Annotated in this window: 14 protein-coding genes; 10 read left to right on the top strand and 4 right to left on the bottom strand. The window is 70.5% G+C overall.

Annotated features, from left to right (window positions below):
• The first annotated feature begins 2 nt into the window (after positions 1-2).
• Genes VF522_RS11055 through VF522_RS11035 form a run of 5 tightly spaced genes read left to right on the top strand, consistent with a single transcriptional unit; the run spans position 3 to position 4,339 of the window.
• The gene (locus VF522_RS11055; protein WP_330908315.1) at positions 3-1,754 is read left to right on the top strand and encodes an ethanolamine ammonia-lyase reactivating factor EutA; all 1,752 of its coding nucleotides are present in this window, start codon (positions 3-5) and stop codon (positions 1,752-1,754) included.
• Between the two features lies 1 nt (position 1,755).
• Positions 1,756-2,460: a class II aldolase/adducin family protein gene (locus VF522_RS11050; protein ID WP_330908314.1), complete on the top strand. Its 705-nt coding sequence runs from the start codon at positions 1,756-1,758 to the stop codon at positions 2,458-2,460.
• On the top strand, positions 2,453-3,265 hold the full coding sequence (locus tag VF522_RS11045; protein ID WP_330908313.1) for a hypothetical protein: 813 nt from the start codon (positions 2,453-2,455) through the stop codon (positions 3,263-3,265). Before VF522_RS11050 ends, VF522_RS11045 begins: the two co-directional genes overlap by 8 nt.
• Positions 3,243-3,815, top strand: a complete 573-nt coding sequence (locus tag VF522_RS11040) for a chromate transporter (RefSeq protein WP_330908312.1) — start codon at positions 3,243-3,245, stop codon at positions 3,813-3,815. The genes VF522_RS11045 and VF522_RS11040 overlap by 23 nt, the downstream gene beginning before the upstream one ends.
• Entirely contained in the window at positions 3,812-4,339 is a 528-nt protein-coding gene (locus VF522_RS11035) for a chromate transporter (RefSeq protein WP_330908311.1), read from the top strand. The genes VF522_RS11040 and VF522_RS11035 overlap by 4 nt, the downstream gene beginning before the upstream one ends.
• Positions 4,340-4,343: 4 nt before the next feature.
• Here the strand turns inward: VF522_RS11035 and VF522_RS11030 are convergent, their stop codons facing one another.
• On the bottom strand, positions 4,344-5,180 hold the full coding sequence (locus tag VF522_RS11030; protein ID WP_330908310.1) for a M48 family metallopeptidase: 837 nt from the start codon (positions 5,178-5,180) through the stop codon (positions 4,344-4,346).
• 31 nt (positions 5,181-5,211) lie between these two features.
• On the opposite strand from VF522_RS11030, the gene VF522_RS11025 reads away from it, so the two are divergent.
• Positions 5,212-6,825, top strand: a complete 1,614-nt coding sequence (locus VF522_RS11025; protein ID WP_330908309.1) for an AmpG family muropeptide MFS transporter — start codon at positions 5,212-5,214, stop codon at positions 6,823-6,825.
• Between the two features lie 101 nt (positions 6,826-6,926).
• Complete coding sequence (locus VF522_RS11020) at positions 6,927-9,308, top strand: ATP-binding protein (RefSeq protein WP_330908308.1); 2,382 nt, start codon at positions 6,927-6,929, stop codon at positions 9,306-9,308.
• Between the two features lie 5 nt (positions 9,309-9,313).
• On the opposite strand, the gene VF522_RS11015 is transcribed toward VF522_RS11020, so the two are convergent.
• Positions 9,314-10,768, bottom strand: a complete 1,455-nt coding sequence (locus tag VF522_RS11015; protein WP_330908307.1) for a class I adenylate-forming enzyme family protein — start codon at positions 10,766-10,768, stop codon at positions 9,314-9,316.
• A gap of 101 nt (positions 10,769-10,869) precedes the next feature.
• Here VF522_RS11015 and VF522_RS11010 point away from each other — a divergent pair, with 101 nt between their 5' ends.
• Together VF522_RS11010 and VF522_RS11005 are read left to right on the top strand one after the other, a co-directional pair.
• Positions 10,870-11,583 carry a response regulator transcription factor gene (locus VF522_RS11010; RefSeq protein WP_330908306.1) on the top strand — a complete coding sequence of 238 codons (714 nt, stop codon included), beginning with the start codon at positions 10,870-10,872 and terminating at the stop codon, positions 11,581-11,583.
• 12 nt (positions 11,584-11,595) lie between these two features.
• Positions 11,596-12,783: a sensor histidine kinase gene (locus tag VF522_RS11005; RefSeq protein WP_330908305.1), complete on the top strand. Its 1,188-nt coding sequence runs from the start codon at positions 11,596-11,598 to the stop codon at positions 12,781-12,783.
• A gap of 242 nt (positions 12,784-13,025) precedes the next feature.
• Here VF522_RS11005 and VF522_RS11000 read toward each other — a convergent pair whose 3' ends face one another.
• On the bottom strand, positions 13,026-13,631 hold the full coding sequence (locus VF522_RS11000) for a carboxymuconolactone decarboxylase family protein (protein WP_330908304.1): 606 nt from the start codon (positions 13,629-13,631) through the stop codon (positions 13,026-13,028).
• On the bottom strand, positions 13,624-14,814 hold the full coding sequence (locus VF522_RS10995) for a YbfB/YjiJ family MFS transporter (protein WP_330908303.1): 1,191 nt from the start codon (positions 14,812-14,814) through the stop codon (positions 13,624-13,626). The genes VF522_RS11000 and VF522_RS10995 overlap by 8 nt, the downstream gene beginning before the upstream one ends.
• A 66-nt stretch (positions 14,815-14,880) precedes the next feature.
• On the opposite strand from VF522_RS10995, the gene VF522_RS10990 reads away from it, so the two are divergent.
• Complete coding sequence (locus VF522_RS10990; protein ID WP_330908302.1) at positions 14,881-15,738, top strand: LysR family transcriptional regulator; 858 nt, start codon at positions 14,881-14,883, stop codon at positions 15,736-15,738.
• The last annotated feature ends 63 nt before the right edge of the window (positions 15,739-15,801 follow it).

The following is a 15,801-nucleotide window of genomic DNA, read 5'->3' as shown; positions in this document are numbered from 1 at the left end:
CGATGACGAAGTCCCGCAAGCCGCCGGAGGCGGAAGACGCACCCCGCCCGGCCCACAGCATCGCCGACCACCAGTGGGGCACCGGCGTCGGGCACGAGCACGTGCACGGCGACGACAGCGACCACGACCACGATCACGACCATGACCACGACGCGCCCGTGGGTCCCGGCGACGACCCGGCCCTCTGGATGCAGGACAACGTGGTGCTCAACACGGTCGGCATCGACATCGGCTCCGCCGGCACGCAGGTGGGCTTCTCGCGCATCCACCTGCAGCGCATCTCCGACCAGCTGTCCACCCGCTACGTGGTGATCTCGCGCGAGCCGCTGCACCACTCGCCCAGCATCCTCACGCCCTACCGCAGCGACACCGAGATCGACGCCGAGGCGCTCGGCGGCATCATCGAGTCGTGCTACCAGGCCGCGGGACTGCATCCCGACGACATCGACGCCGGCGCGGTGATCCTCACCGGCGAGGCCCTGCGCCGCGAGAACGCCCACGCGATCGCGGAAGTGCTGGCCGAACAGGGCGGCGAATTCGTCTGCGCCACCGCCGGCCACCACATGGAATGCATGCTGGCGGTCTTCGGTTCCGGAGCGGCGCGCCGCTCCTTCGACGCCGGCTCGCGCATCCTGAACGTCGACATCGGCGGCGGCACCACCAAGCTGGGGCTGGTCCACGCCGGCGAACTGGAGTCGACCGCGGCGATCCACCTCGGTGGCCGCCTGCTGGTGGTGGACGAGCAGGACCGCATCATCCGCCTCGACCCCGCGGGCCGCGCCCATGCGCTGCGCGCGGGCTTCGACTGGCAGATCGGCAGCATCGCCCGCCGCGCCGACCTCGCCAAGGTGGCCGGCATGATGGCCGACGCACTGGTGCGCGTGCTGACGCGCCGCTTCTCGCTCGACGACCTGCAGCACCTGCTGCTGACCGAGGCGCTGCAGGACACCGGCCCCATCGAAGGCGTGATGTTCTCCGGCGGCGTCGGCGAATACGTCTACGACCGCGAACAGCGCGACTTCGGCGACCTCGGCAAGCTGTTCGGCCGCGCGATCCACGAACGCATCGCCGCCGGCGCCCTGCCCTGGCCGCTGCTGCCCGCGGGCGAGTGCTTGCGCGCCACGGTGCTCGGCGCCTCCGAATACAGCGTGCAGCTGAGCGGCAACACCACCTACATCTCCAATCCCTCCGTGCTCCTGCCGCGCAAGAACCTGCAGGTGGTGCCGCTCGGGATCGAACTGGAAGAGGCCATCGCCCCGCAGGACGTGAAGCGCGCACTGCAGCGGGCGCTGATGCGCCACGACCTCACCGAAGGCGAGCAGGACATCGCGGTGTCGATCCGCTGGAGCGGCGCCCCGCAGTTCCGCCGCCTCGCGGCGCTCGCCGACGGCCTGCTGCTGGCGCTGCCGCGCACCTTGCGCGCGGGCCGGCCGCTGTACGTCGTCACCGACGGCGACATCGCCCACTCGCTCGGCCACCTGCTGCAGGACGACGCGCGCGTCACCGGCGAGGTGCTGGTGATCGACGGCATCACGCTGTGGGGCTTCGACTTCGTCGACCTGGGCCGCATCCGCGTGCCTTCGCTGACGGTGCCGGTCACCGTCAAGTCGCTGGTGTTCAGCGAGGACCCGCGGGCCCACGGCAAGCAGGAGGTGGACGACTGGCACGACCACGGCGACGGCGTCATGCACAGCCACGGCCATTCGCACGGGCACGGGCACCACCATCACCACCACGGCGGGAAGGACCACTGACATGACGATCGCCGCCCTGCGCGAACAGCTGGCGCTTGCGCTCCGCATGCTCGAACGCCAGGGCATCATCGACTTCAACGGCCACTTCAGCGCGCGCCTGCCGGACGGCCGCGCCGGGTTGCTGATCAACGCCGCCGACTCGGTGCGCAGCGCGATCCGGCCGGCGGACTTCATCGCCATCGACTTCGACGGCCGCGCGCTGGAGGGCGAGCGCACGCCGCCGATGGAATTCCACCTGCATGCGCAGATCTACCTGCGCCGCCCCGACGTGCACGCCGTGGTCCACACGCATCCGCGCTGGTCCACCGTGCTGACCACGGTGGGACAGGCCTGGCAGCCGGTGACGATGCAGGCCGCGGTGCTGGGTGAAGTCAGGACGTTCGCGAAGACCGCATCGATCAACTCGGTCCCGCTCGGCGCCGAGCTGGCCGACTTCCTGGGCGGCGCCAAGGCCGCCCTGATGCGCCGCCACGGCGCGGTGAGCGTCGCCGGCTCGGTGGAAGACGCCTTCGTGCAGGCGGTCTACCTCGAAGAAAACGCGCAGCGCCAGCACTTCGCGCTGCAGGTCGGCACGCCCGAGCCGCTGACACCCGAGGAGTGCGCCGTGATCGGCCGCAACCTCTCGCGGCCCGCGCTGCTGCGCAAGGTCTGGGATTACCACGCGGCCAAGGCGGCCGACGCAAGGACGGAGACGCAAGATGACTGAAGGACTGGACGCGAGCCTCGCGGCCTCCCTGCTGCTGGTGGGCATGCTCGGCTTCCGCCACGGCTTCGACGCCGACCACATCGCGGTGGTCGACGGCATGACGCGCGCCCGCCAGCTGCAAGGCTTCTGGACGTCGCGCCTGGTCGGCGCGCAGTTCGCGCTGGGCCACAGCGGCGTCATCCTGCTCGCGTCGCTGCTGCTGCACGGCCAGAGCGCCGCCCTGCCCCAGTGGCTGGACGGCATGGGCATGGCGATCTCCACCTGCTTCCTGCTCGCGATCGCCGCTTCCAACCTGGCCCACGCGCTGCGCGCGCCGTCCGGCGAGCCGCGCCCGCTCGGACCGCTGGCTTCGCTGATGCTGCGCGTGAGCGGCCGCCAGCTGCATCCCGCGCTGGTCGGCATGGCCTTCGCGTTCTCGTTCGACTCGATGGCGCAGGCTGCCTTCTTCGCCAGCCGCGGCAGCCAGTTCACCGGCATGAGCGCCGTGGCCCTGCTGGCGGCGGCCTTCGGCTGCGGCATGATGATCGCGGACGCGGCCAACGGTGCGCTGCTGAACTGGTTCGCCGCGCGCAGCGACCGCCTCGCGCGCCATGCGAGCCGCTTCTCCAGCGGCTTCATCGCGCTGGTGGCGCTCGCCACCGTGACGGCGGGCCTGCTGCGCGAATTCAGCCACGGTTTCGAGGCGCGCTGGGAGGCGCTGGGCATCTGGACGGGCCTGGGCCTGGTGGCGCTCACGTCGCTGGTGTATTCGGTGCGCATCCTGCTGCAGAAAGCGCGCGCCCATGACGCCGCAGCCCCCCACTGAAGACGCAGGGACGGTCGCGCCGCGCTCGCCGGGCGAGCTGTTCCTCGCGTTCACCTGGGTCTCGCTGCAGGCCTTCGGCGGCGCCGTCGCCCACATCGAACGCACCGTGGTGCGGCGCAAGCGCTGGCTGACCGGAGAAGAGTTCCTCGGCCTCTACGGCATCTCGCAGGTACTGCCCGGCCCCACCGGCATCTCCTTCTGCGTGCTGTTCGGCGACCGCATGTTCGGCCTGCGCGGCGCCTTTGCCGCCGCGGCGGGATTCGTGCTGCTGCCGGCGGTGATCGTGCTGGGCATCGCCTCGCTGTTCCAGCAGTACCACCACCTGGCGCAGGTGCAGGGCGCGCTGCACGGCATGGGCGCGGCAGCGGTGGGCGTGATCGCGTCGGCGGTGCTGCGCCTCACGCGCAACCTGCGCGGCAACCGCACCGGGATCGTCGTGGCGTCGCTCGCCTTCCTGGCAGTCGCCATCGGGCGCGTGCCTGTGGCCTGGGTGGTGCTCACGCTCGGTGTCGCCTCCGTCGCCTGGGCGTGGCGGAGGCTCGGGCGATGAGCGCAAGCGACCTGTTCGCGCTGTTCCTGCACTTCCTGTCGCTTTCGGTGTTCGCCACCGGCGGCGCCATCGCGCTGGCGTCGGACATGCACCGCTACGTCGTCGACCGGCACGGCTACATCACGCACACGCAGTTCGTCGATTCGATCGCGCTCGCGCAGGCGGCGCCCGGCCCCAACATCCTGTTCGTGACGGTGATGGGCTGGCAGATCGCGCAACTGCCCGGCGCGCTCGCCACCACGCTGGGCCTGTCGCTGCCCGCCCTGGTGTTCCCGGTAGTGGTGTCCCGCCTGAGCCGGCTGCCGCAGTTCGACCGCCTGCTGCGGGCGCTGCAACGCGGGCTCGGGCCGATCGCCCTGGGCCTGATGACGGCCACCGTCTACCTCTTGTTGCGCGGACTTCCCGGCAGCTGGCAAGGCCCGGTGATCGCCGCCGGCACGCTGCTGCTGCTCATGACCACCAGCATCCCGCCGGTGGTGCCCATCCTCGCGGCGGGCGCGATCGGCGCGGTGCTGGCCTGGTGAACGGTCAGCGGCGCGCCAGCGCCTGCCGGTAGAGCCCCTCCACGCGCGGGATGTTGTCGGCCAGGCGGCGCAGGCGATCCGGGCCGGTCGGGTGGGTGGACAGGAAGGCGGGGCCGCCGCCACCGCCGGAGGCTTGCGCCATCTTTTCCCACAGCGACACCGAGGCCTGCGGGTTGAAGCCGGAACGCGCGCCCATTTCCAGGCCCACGAGGTCGGCCTCGATCTCGTCGTCGCGGCTGAACTTCAGCGTGAGCAGCTGCGTGCCGATGTTGGCCGCGACGTCGCCGAGCTGGCCGAGGCCGAACAGCTGGGCGCCCAGCGACAGCAGCGCGCCGGTGCCCTGGCTCTTGGCGATGCGCTCGCGCGCGTGTTCGCGCAAGGCGTGCGCCATCTCGTGGCCGATCACCATCGCCAGCTCGTCGTCGGTGAGCTTCAGCTTGTCGATCAGGCCGGTGAACACGGCGATCTTGCCGCCGGGCATGCAGAAGGCGTTGATCGACTGGCTGCCGATCAGGTTCACCTCCCAGCGCCACTGCCGCGCGCGGTCGTTCCAGCGCGGCGCGTCGGCGATCAGGCGCGAAGAGATGCTGCGCAGGCGCTGCAGCTGCGGGTGGCTTTCAGGCGCCAGCGCGCCCTTGGCCCTGGCCTCCTGCAGCAGTTCGCCGTACTGCTGCGCAGCGGCGACCTCCAGTTCGTTGGCGGGCACGAGGGTGCGCAGGCGCGAGCTCTGGCCGATGTCGACCTGGCTCAGCGCCGGACCGCCGGCGACGGCGCCCGCCGCCACCAGGAAGGCGCGCCTGCTGACCCACGAGGATGACTTGGCAGCACAGATTCGGCACATGCGCAAATAATACTGACGAAGCACCTCCACCATGTCAGACCCTACCGCGATCACGGCTCAGAACCCGCCTGCCAAACCGACCTGGGGCGAAACGCTCAGGGTCTACACGGAGCCCGCCACCCTGAGGATGCTGTTCCTCGGATTCTCGGCGGGCCTGCCCTTGCTGCTGGTGCTGGGCACCCTGAGCTTCCGCCTGCGCGAGGCGGGCATCGACCGCACCACCATCGGCTTCCTGTCCTGGGTGGGCCTCGCCTATGGCGTGAAGTGGATCTGGGCGCCGCTCGTCGACCGGCTGCGGCTGCCGCTGCTCACGCGCTGGCTGGGGCAACGGCGCAGCTGGCTGCTGCTCGCGCAGGGCGGCGTCATCGCCGGCCTGATCGGCATGGCCCTGTCCGACCCGAAGGCCGCGCTGCAACCCGTGATCTGGTGCGCGGTGGCGGTGGCATTCGCCTCCGCCACGCAGGACATCGCGCTCGACGCCTTCCGCATCGAATCCTCCGGTACCGAGCGGCAGGGCGCCCTGGCCGCCGCCTACCAGACGGGTTACCGGCTCGCCATGATCTGGGCCGGTGCCGGCGTGCTGTGGATCGCCGCGCGCTCCGAGGTCGACACCGCGGCCGTCTACGAGCACGTCGCCTGGCAGACCGCCTACCTGTGGATGGCCGCGTCGATGCTGGTGGGCGTGATCACGGTGCTGGTGTCGCCCGAGCCCAAGCCGCGCGACGCCAAGGCCGACATCGCCAACCGCAAGGCGGTCGCCGAAACCTTCGTGCGCGAAGGCCTGACCTTCGCCTGGCCGCAGCTGCTGATGTTCCTGGTGCTGATCGCGCTGCTGGCGGCGATGGTGCGGGCCTCCTTCGGCGCGATCGCGCTGCCCGAGGTGCTGCTGTACCTGGTGCTCGGCGCGGTGGCGGTCCTCGGCCTGCGCAACGGCTGGGGCGTGCAGCGGCCGATGCACATGAACGTGTCGCAGGGGGCGTCTCCCTTCGTGGCCTGGCTGGACGTCGTGATCGTCGAACCCTTCGCCGATTTCTTTCGCCGCTACGGCTGGCATGCCGCGCTGATCCTCGCGCTGATCGCCGTGTACCGCATCAGCGACGTGGTCATGGGCATCATGGCCAACCCCTTCTACGTCGACATGGGCTTCACCAAGGACGAGGTCGCCGCGGTGAGCAAGGTGTTCGGCGTAATCATGACGCTGGTGGGCGCCTTCGTCGGCGGCGTCCTGGCCCTGCGCCTGGGCGTGATGCGCACGCTGATGCTGGGCGCGGTGCTGAGCGCCGCCAGCAACCTGCTGTTCGCCTGGCTGGCCGGCATCGGCCACGACGTGCGCCTGCTGGTGCTGGTCGTGTCCGCCGACAACCTGTCCAGCGGCATCGCCTCCGCGGCCTTCGTCGCCTACCTTTCCAGCCTCACCAACATCCAGTACTCGGCCACGCAGTACGCGCTGTTCAGTTCGCTGATGCTGCTGCTGCCCAAATGGCTGGCGGGCTTCTCGGGCAAGTACGTCGACTCCTTCGGCTACGCCAACTTCTTCGTCGGCACCGCGATCCTGGGCGTGCCCGTGCTGGTGCTGGTGTGGCTGGCCACGCGCAACATCAAGACCAAGCCGACCCAGCGGCCCGGCGTGCTGGACGACGACTAAAGGCTGAGCGGACTTTCCCCGAGCAACACGAGTTTGTCGGACGCGTCCTACGCGGCGCGATGTGTGTCCTGCACATACTGGCAGCCAATCCAGAAGCTCCCGTGCCCTCCGTCCTGCCCCCGATTGCGCATCTCGTTTCGGTCATCCTGACCTGCTTCGCGACGGCAGCGCTTGCCCTCAATGCCTTCGGCCCGGTCGCCCCGGTCTGGTACGGCAACGCGATCCTTCTCGTCGCGCTGCTGCTGCATCCCCCGAAGACGTGGCCGGCGTTCCTGCTGCCCTTCTGGGCGGCCTCCACGCTTGCTTACTCGCTGTGGGGCAACACCCCGTCGCCGGGGCTGCTGGCGCTGGCGGACGCACTGGAGGCAACGGTCGCCGCGACGCTGGTGCTCCTGACCGGCGGCCTGCGGCTGCCGATCTTCCAGGGCCTGCAGGTCGTGCGCCTCGGCGCCGCCTGCCTGCTAACCCCGGCGTTCACCGCCGCGTTCGCCGCGTCGGTGTTGCAGGCCCAGCGCAACGTCTCCTTCGCCAGCACCTGGAGCAGCTGGTATTCGGCGTCCGTCCTCGGCATGGTCGTCATGGGTCCCTTCCTGCTGGCCTGGGCCGACCCCGACAACCGGCGCCGGGCCTTCCAGGGCCTCACGCCCATCCGGACCCTGTTCCTCCTGGGGGCTGCGGCGCTGATGGTCTACTTCGTCGCCGACGACGAGGCGCTGATCTTCCTCAGCTTTCCCCTGGTGTTCGCCCTCACCTGGTCCTTCGGGCTGCTCGGCGCGACCGTGGGCGTGATCGCTGCCAGCGCCGCCATCCTGTGGGTGACGACCGAGGGCCACGGCGCGATCGTGCGCATGATGACGGACACCACGCTCGACGAGCGGCTCGAGGCCCTGCAGATCTACCTGGCCGCCATCCTGCTGTCGAGCCTGCCGCTGAACGTGCTGCAGGCGCGACTCACGACCCTGGCGGAGAACCTGCGGCGCGCCGGCGAGGCGCGCACCGAATTCCTCGCCGCCATGAGCCACGAGATCCGCACGCCGATGACCGGCGTGCTCGGCATGGTCGACCTGCTGGCGGCCGAACACCTCACCACGCCGCAGCAAGGCTACGTGGACGCGATGCGGTCCTCCGGCCGCCACCTCCTGAGCATCATCAACGACATCCTGGACTTCTCGCGCATCGAGAGCGGCAAGCTGGAACTCGAGGACGTGGACTTCTCGCTGCCGGAGGTGATCGAGCGGCTGCGTTCGCTCACCCATCCGCTGGCCGTCGAACGCGGGCTGATGCTGCTGTTCGACAACCCGGACGAAGGCGCGCAGGTGCTGCGGGGCGATCCGCTGCGCATCCGGCAGGTGCTGCTCAACCTGGTGAGCAATGCGATCAAGTTCACCGAACAGGGCAGCGTCACCGTCACGGTGATGCAGCGACCGCGGGAGGACGGCGAGGGACTCTGGGTGCGCTTCGCGGTGCACGACACCGGCGTCGGCATCGAGACGGAAAAGCTGCGGCAGCTGTTCACGCCCTTCACCCAGGCCGACCGCTCGATCTCGCGCCAGTACGGCGGCAGCGGCCTCGGGCTGGCGATCTGCAAGCGCCTGGTGGAGGCGATGGGCGGGTCCATCTCGGCGACCAGCACGCCCGGCGTGGGCAGCGTGTTCCGCTTCGAGATCCCCCTGCACCGGGGCGACCCGGCCCAGCTGGCCGAGGGCCAGCGCCGGCAGCAGGTGGCCGTATCGCCGCAGCGCATCCTGGTGGCCGAGGACGTGCAGATCAACCGCGAGATCCTGCGCACCGCGCTCGGCAAGCAGGGGCATGCGCTGGTCTTCGCCCACGATGGCGCCGAGGCGCTGGCCCTGGTGCAGCAGCAGGCCTTCGACCTCGTGCTCATGGACGTGCAGATGCCGGTGATGGATGGGGTCGAAGCCACGCGCCGCATCCGCAAGCTGCCCGGGCCGGTTGCCTCGATCCCGATCGTCGGGCTCACGGCCAACGTGATGGCGCGCGAACGCGAAGGCTATCTCGGCGCCGGCATGAGCAGCTGCCTGGCCAAGCCGATCGACTGGGACGAGCTGCACGCGACCATCGCGGGTTATGCCAACCGGCCGCCGCCACCCGCCATCGCCCCCGCGCCTGAGCCCTCGACCGAGCCGCCGGCCGTCCTGGTGGACGACGGCGTGCTCGCCAGCCTGCGAAACATGGCGGGCGACGAATTGCCGGGACTCCTCCGTGGCGGCATGCAGGGCTACGATGCGTCGGTGCGGCGCATGACGGCGGCCGACGCCACCGGCGAGCAGCTGCAACGCGAGGCCCACAAGCTGCGGGGCTCCTCCGGAACGCTCGGCCTGGCAGCACTCAGCCAGCTGGCGGAACGCATCGAGGACGCCGCCGGCAAGGGCCAGCTCACGCGGGACCTCGTGGCCCAGCTGGGCGACACGCTGCTCGCCACGCGGCAGGAGCTCGAACGGCGGGGACTGCTGCCGGAGTAGCCGGCCTAGCGCGTGGCCGCCTCGCGGGCCAGCACGCTGCGCTGCACCTTGCCCAAGGCGGTCCTGGGCAGCGCGTCGCGCCACAACCATCTCCGCGGCAGCTTGAAGCGCGCGAGCCGCTGCCGCAGGAAGGCGGCCAGTTCCGCTTCGTCGGCGCGCGCGCCGGCGTGCAGGACGACGGCCACCGCGACGATCTCGCCCCAGCGCGCATCCGGCAGGCCGAAGGCGGCGCACTCCGCCACCGCCGGATGCGAGGCCAGCGCCTGTTCGATCTCGGCCGGATGGATGTTCTCGCCGCCGGAGATGATCAGCTCCTTCGCGCGGCCGACGATCCGCCAGCTGCCGTCGCTCGCCTGCTGCGCGAGATCGCCGGTGGCGAACCAGCCCTCGGCGTCGCAGGCCGGCAGGTCGGGCCAGTAGTGGCGCACGACGTTCGGCCCACGCAGCAGCACCTCGGCGGCGTCGCCGTGCGCCATGCCCAGGCGCGCCTCAACGCCGGGCGCGGGCCAGCCGCAGGAGCCCGCGTGGTCCATCGCGTGTCCGGGCGGCAGCGCGATCGAGAACGGTCCGGTTTCGGTGGCGCCGTAGACATTGCAGACCGGCACGCCGCGCGCATGGAAGGCTTCGAGCAGCGGCGCCGGAATCAGGCTGGAGCCGGCCCAGACGGCGCGCAGCGAAGACAGGTCCGTCGCGCTCCAGCGCGGATGGTCGACCAGCGCCTTCAGGGTCGCGGGCACCAGGAGCGTCAATGTCGGCCGCTGCCGCGCGATGGCTTGCAGCGTCGCGTCGGGATTGAAGCGCGGATGCAGCAGCACGCGCGCGCCCGCATGCAGTGCCGGCAGCGTCTGGATGCACAGGCCGCCGACGTGGAACAGCGGCAGCACCGTCAGCACGGTGTCCGCGGGCGTGAGGCCTTGCACCTGCGCGGCGATGCGCATGTTGGCCAGCAGGTTGGCTTGGGTGTGCACCGCCGCCTTGGGGCCGCCGGTCGTGCCGGAGGTGTGCACGAGCAGCACGGGAGCCTGCGCGTCGGCGTGCGAGGGCGCTTCGGGAGCATCGCGGTCCAGCTCCGCCGCGTCATGCGCCTCGATCCCGCATTGCGCGGCCAGTGCGCGCGCCGCCTCGGCCCACTCGCTGTCGAGTACCAGGTGCGCCGGCGTGCAGTCGGCGACGAGCCGCTGCCACTCGGCCGACGCCAGCCGGAAATTGAGCGGCTGCAGGATGGCGCCGATGCGGGCCAGGCCGAACAGCAGCGCGAGCTGGCCGGGATGATTGGCGCCGAGCCACGCCACGCGGTCCCCGGGCCGCACGCCCCAGCGATGCCAGGCGACGCCGGCGGCGCGCACGGCCGCGGTTCGCAGCTCGCCGTAAGTCCACCGGCGATCGCCGAACTGCAGAGCTTGCAGCGCCGCTTCATGGCGTTGCAGCACTTCATCCAGCGTGGGATTGGAGACCTGCATTTACTTTACTTTACGGGTGCTTCAAGACCGGGCGATGGGCGGAACGGACCATGGCCGTGCAGGGCGCCACAAGGGTGCGCCCCCAACAGTAACATTCACCCATGCAGCAACTCCTGATGATCGAAGACGACGCCCGCCTGGCCCAGATGGTCGGCGAGTATCTGGAACGATCGGGTTTCGGCGTCACCCACGCCATCGACGCCAAGGCCGGCCTGCACCTGCTGGAAGAGCCGCCGTCCGGTTCGACGCCGGACCTCGTGGTGCTCGACCTGATGCTGCCGGACATCGACGGACTGGAAGTCTGCCGCCGCGTGCGCGCGATGCCCGGCGACACCGGCCGGGTGCCCGTGCTGATGCTCACCGCCAAGGGCGACCCCATGGACCGCATCGTCGGCCTGGAACTGGGCGCCGACGACTACCTGCCCAAGCCCTTCGAGCCGCGCGAGCTGCTGGCGCGCATCCGCGCCATCCTGCGCCGCCGCACCGACGGCACGCCGGTGCCGGCCAAGACGATGCGCTTCGGCTCGATGGAGATCGACCGCGACGCCCGCACGGTGACGGTGGCCGGCAAGCTGGCCGAGCTCACCTCCTACCAGTTCGACCTGCTGGTGGTGCTGGCCGAACGCGCCGGGCGCGTGCTCACCCGCGACCAGATCATGGAAGCCGTGCGCGGCCGCGAGCTGGAAGCCTTCGACCGTTCGATCGACGTGCACATGGGCCGCATCCGCGCGGCGATCGAGGCCGATCCCAAGAACCCCAAGCGCATCGTCACGGTGCGAGGCGTGGGCTACGTGTTCGCCAAGCAGCAGGACTGACCCCCTTCCCGCATGACTTCCTGGAACGCGCACTGGCGCTTCCCCCTGTACCTGCGCATCTGGATCGCCGTGATCGTCGCGGTGGGCCTGCTCACGATCGCCTTCGGCTGGCTGTGGCGGGTGAACGCCGAGCAGCAGCCCATGCGGCAGGTGATCATCCGCAACGAGGCCGACCAGATCATCGGCCAGAGCATGGTGCGGCCGAACCGCACGCCCGGCCAGGGCGTCGAGTTCGACGTGACGATGAACGACGGCCGCACGGTCACCGTGCAGCTGCCGCCGCGGCCGCGCCCGCCGGGCGACGGCGGCCGGCCCTTCCTGCCGCGGGGGCCGACCGGCTTCTTCTGGATGCTGGGCATCGTGGCGCTGGCCGTCGCCCTGGGCAGCTATCCCATCGTGCGGCGGCTCACCCTGCGGCTGGAAGACCTGCGCCGCGGCGTCGAGCGCTGGGGCGAGGGCGACCTGAGCGTGCGGGTGCCGGAAAAGGGCAACGACGAAGTCGGCTTCCTCGCGCGCCGCTTCAACCACGCCGCCGAGCGGGTCGAGGCCCTGATGAAGTCGCACAAGTCGCTGCTGGCCAATGCCTCCCACGAATTGCGCTCGCCGCTGGCGCGCATCCGCATGGGGCTGGAGCTGATGGATCCGGCGCCGTCGCCGCGCACCCGCGACGAGATCACCCGCAACATCGCCGAACTCGACCAGCTGGTCGACGAGATCCTGCTGGCAAGCCGCCTCGACTCGCGCGAGACCGACATCGGCACGGTGGAAAGCATCGACCTCACCGGGCTGGCGGCGGAGGAAAGCGCTCGCGCCGGCGCGGAACTGGACACCGACGGTTCGGCGCAGACGCTGGTGGTGAACGGCGTGCCGAAGCTGCTTCGGCGGGCGATCCGCAACCTGCTGGAGAACGCGCGCCGTTACAGCGACGGGCCGGTACTGGTACGTATCGCGCGCGCGGAGGCCGGCGGCGCGGAAGTGCGCGTCTGCGACCGCGGCCCGGGCGTGCCGGAGCTGGAACGCGAGCGGATCTTCGAACCCTTCTATCGCTTGCGCGGCGCAACCGAGCGCGAAGGCGGCGTCGGCCTCGGGCTCGCCCTCGTCCGCTCGATCGCGCAACGGCACCATGGAAGTGCGCGCTGCGAATCGAATCCGGGCGGTGGCGCCTGCTTCGTCCTCACGCTGCCCTGCGAGCAAATGTAAGTGCCCGTAAAAAAACGCGGAGCCCTCTCGCCAAATCCGGGGAAACGCACGAAGATAATTTCGTGGTCGGCGCGGGGCGCGTCCCAGGCATCACCCGAAAGGAGGATGGACGCAGCAGCCGCAGCCGATAGAGTTCAAGCAACTGTCACGCATCGCCGGACTCACCAGATTCAAGTCTCCCAACGACGTCCTTCCAAGGACTTGATACAGCCACCGAAAGGTGGCTGTTTTTTTTGTGCGCTTCAGGCGGGAAACGCCGCGATACCGGCGCCGGTGGCGCTCGCTTGCGCCGGCGTGCGCGCCACGTTCATCACCCACGACACCATCGCGAAGTAGCCGATCAGGCTGGCGAGCTCGACGGTGCCCTGCTCGCCGAAGGCCTGCAGCGCGTCCGCATAGGTCGGATCGCTCACGCCGTGCGTCTGCAGCAGCTCGCGCGTGAAGTCGAGCGCCGCTTCGTCCTCGCGCGGCAGGTTCTTCGGCCGCGCGCCGAGGCGCAGCGCTTCGATGCTTGCTTCGCTCACGCCCGCCTTGACGGCAAGCGGCGCGTGCATGGTCCATTCGAACTGGTTGCTCACGTGGCGCGCCACCGCGCAGATGACGAGTTCGCGCACGCGCGCCTCGAGCACGCTCTCGAAGCGCAGGTACTCGCCCATCTTCGCCACGCGATCGAGCAGCGCGGGACTGCGCAGCAGCGGCAGGAAGGGGCCGTAGACCCCTTTGCGCGGTCCGGCGATCAGCGCCTGCGCGGCCTCGCGCTGCGCGGGCGTCATCGCGCCTTCTTGCGGGATGGGCAGGCGCTCGGTGGCGCGATGGGCATAGCCTTGCGGCAGCGGGGAGTCAGGCATGGACGGTCTCCTGGTCGGGGGTTCGAAGCGAAGTTTGGCGCCACAGCCAGGCGGCGCTCGCGATGAGGCCCAGGGCCGCGATCTGCAGCGCGAGGGCCAGGCCGTGCGCGCGCAATGCGGGCACTTGCAGCAGCACGGCGGAGACGATCGGGCCGGCGATCTGGCCGAAGGCGAAGGCGGCGGTGATGCGTCCTACCAGGCGCGCGGCCTGCGCGGGTGCGCGCGCGCGCATCTCCTGCACGCCGGCGAGCGTGATCACCATGAAGGTCCAGCCGACCAGCAGCGCGGACGCGGCGATCGTGAAGCCGTTCAACCAGAGGCTGGGAAGCAGCGCGCCGACGCCCATGAGGAACTGGCTCGCGGACCACACCTGCAGGCGCGTCGCGCGGCGCAACAGCCGGCCGGCGAGGATCGTGGAGAGGGCGGCGGTCGCGCCGAACACGGGCCACGCGAGGCCGAACCAGAACGGGTCGTCGGCAACGCCGCGCGCCATCGACGGCAGGAAGGTGGCGGGCAGGATGTAGCCGAAGCCCATGAGGCCATAGCAGGCGACGAGGCCGGTGGTGCCGCCATCGCCGCTCGCGCTTGCCGTCGTCGCAGCGGCGGCCGTCGCGCGCGATGCACCGAGACGCGAGAGCACCCACCCGACCGGCAGCGAGAGCAGCAACACCAGCGCTCCGAGGTGCAGCCACAGCGCCGTCGCCCCGAGCCCCGCCGCCGAAGCCGCCCAGCAGTACAGGCCGGTGAGCGCGATGCCGGCGCCCACGCCGGCGTAGACCCAGCCGCCGAGGTCGGCGCGGTCCGCGCGCGCAAGGGCGCCGAGGCACCAGACGCTGGTCGCGACGAACACCCAGGCCGACGACACGCCGGCGGCGAAACGCAATGCGAGCCAGAGCGGGAGCGAGGGCCACGCCATCGCCGCGGTGGACAGCGCCGTGAGCGCGAGTGCGAGCAGCGCGAGCTTGCGTGCATCGAGCGGCAGGCGTGCGGCCGTGAGCGCCCCGGCGAAGTAGCCGGCGTAGTTGGCCGCCGCGATCCAGCCGCCCCAGGCGGGATCGAGCTGGCCCTCGCGCGCCATCAGCGGCAGCAGCGGGGTGAAGGCGAAGCGGCCGATGCCCATCGCCGCCGCCAGCGCGAGCCCGCCCGCGATCACGATGGTCTTCGGTGCCGGTGCGTTTGTCATGGACTCCGATTGGAGCCAGAATGGGCCGCGTCCACAAATGAATAATTCTGGAGCTTCGTTCTTTCCATGAGAAGCATCGATCTCGACAGCCTGGACATCTTCCGCACCGTCGTGCAGGAAGGCGGGGTGATCCGCGCCGCGGAGAAACTCAACCGCGTGCAGTCGAACGTGACCACGCGCATCAAGCAGCTGGAGCAGCGGCTCGGCCGCGTGCTGTTCCGCAAGCAGGGGCGCGGGCTGGTGCTGTCGCCCGAAGGCGAGCTGCTGCTGTCGTATGCGCAGCGGCTGTTCCGGCTCGCCGACGAAGCCGAGAACGAGCTGAAGAGCGGTCGCGCGATGGGCGTGTTCCGCATCGGCTCGCTGGAGAGCACCGCAGGCAGCCGGCTGGCGCCTGTCCTGTCGCGCTTCCACCGGCAGCATCCGGGCGTGGTGGTGGAGCTGGTGACGGGCACGACCGCGGCGCTGCTGCAGCGCGTGGCGAACTTCGAGATCGAGGCGGCCTTCGTCTCGGAGCCGTTCACGCCGGGCGTGCTGGCTTCGCGCAAGGTGTTCGAGGAGGAACTGGTGCTGGTCACGGGCAAGGACGTGCCCGCGGTGCGGCGCGCCTCCGACCTCGCCGGCATGACGCTGATCGCGTTCGCGAACGGTTGCTCGTATCGCAAGCGGCTGGAAGACTGGCTGGGCGCTTCCGCGGTGCTGCCGGCACGGTCCATGGAGTTCGCGTCGTACCAGGCGATGATCGCCTGCGTGGCGGCGGGGACGGGGTTCGCCGTGGTGCCGAGGTCGCTGCTGGCGACGCTCAAGGCGGCGCAGGATGTGCGGCAGCATGAGTTGCCGGTGCGGATCCGGAAGAACCGGACGCACCTGGTATGGAACGGGATGCCGTCGACGAGTTTGCAGCGGCTCCTGGAATTGGTCGCGTGAGCTTGCGTCGGGGTTCGGCTATCGCGCTCACCCCGACCTACAAGAAGTCGGGTATTCGTAGGT

This window comes from Ramlibacter sp. (genome assembly GCF_036383835.1).
Classification (GTDB): Bacteria; Pseudomonadota; Gammaproteobacteria; order Burkholderiales; family Burkholderiaceae_C; genus Ramlibacter.
The sequence above is the reverse complement of the archived record's forward strand: the minus strand, read 5'-3'. Positions and strand labels throughout refer to the sequence as shown.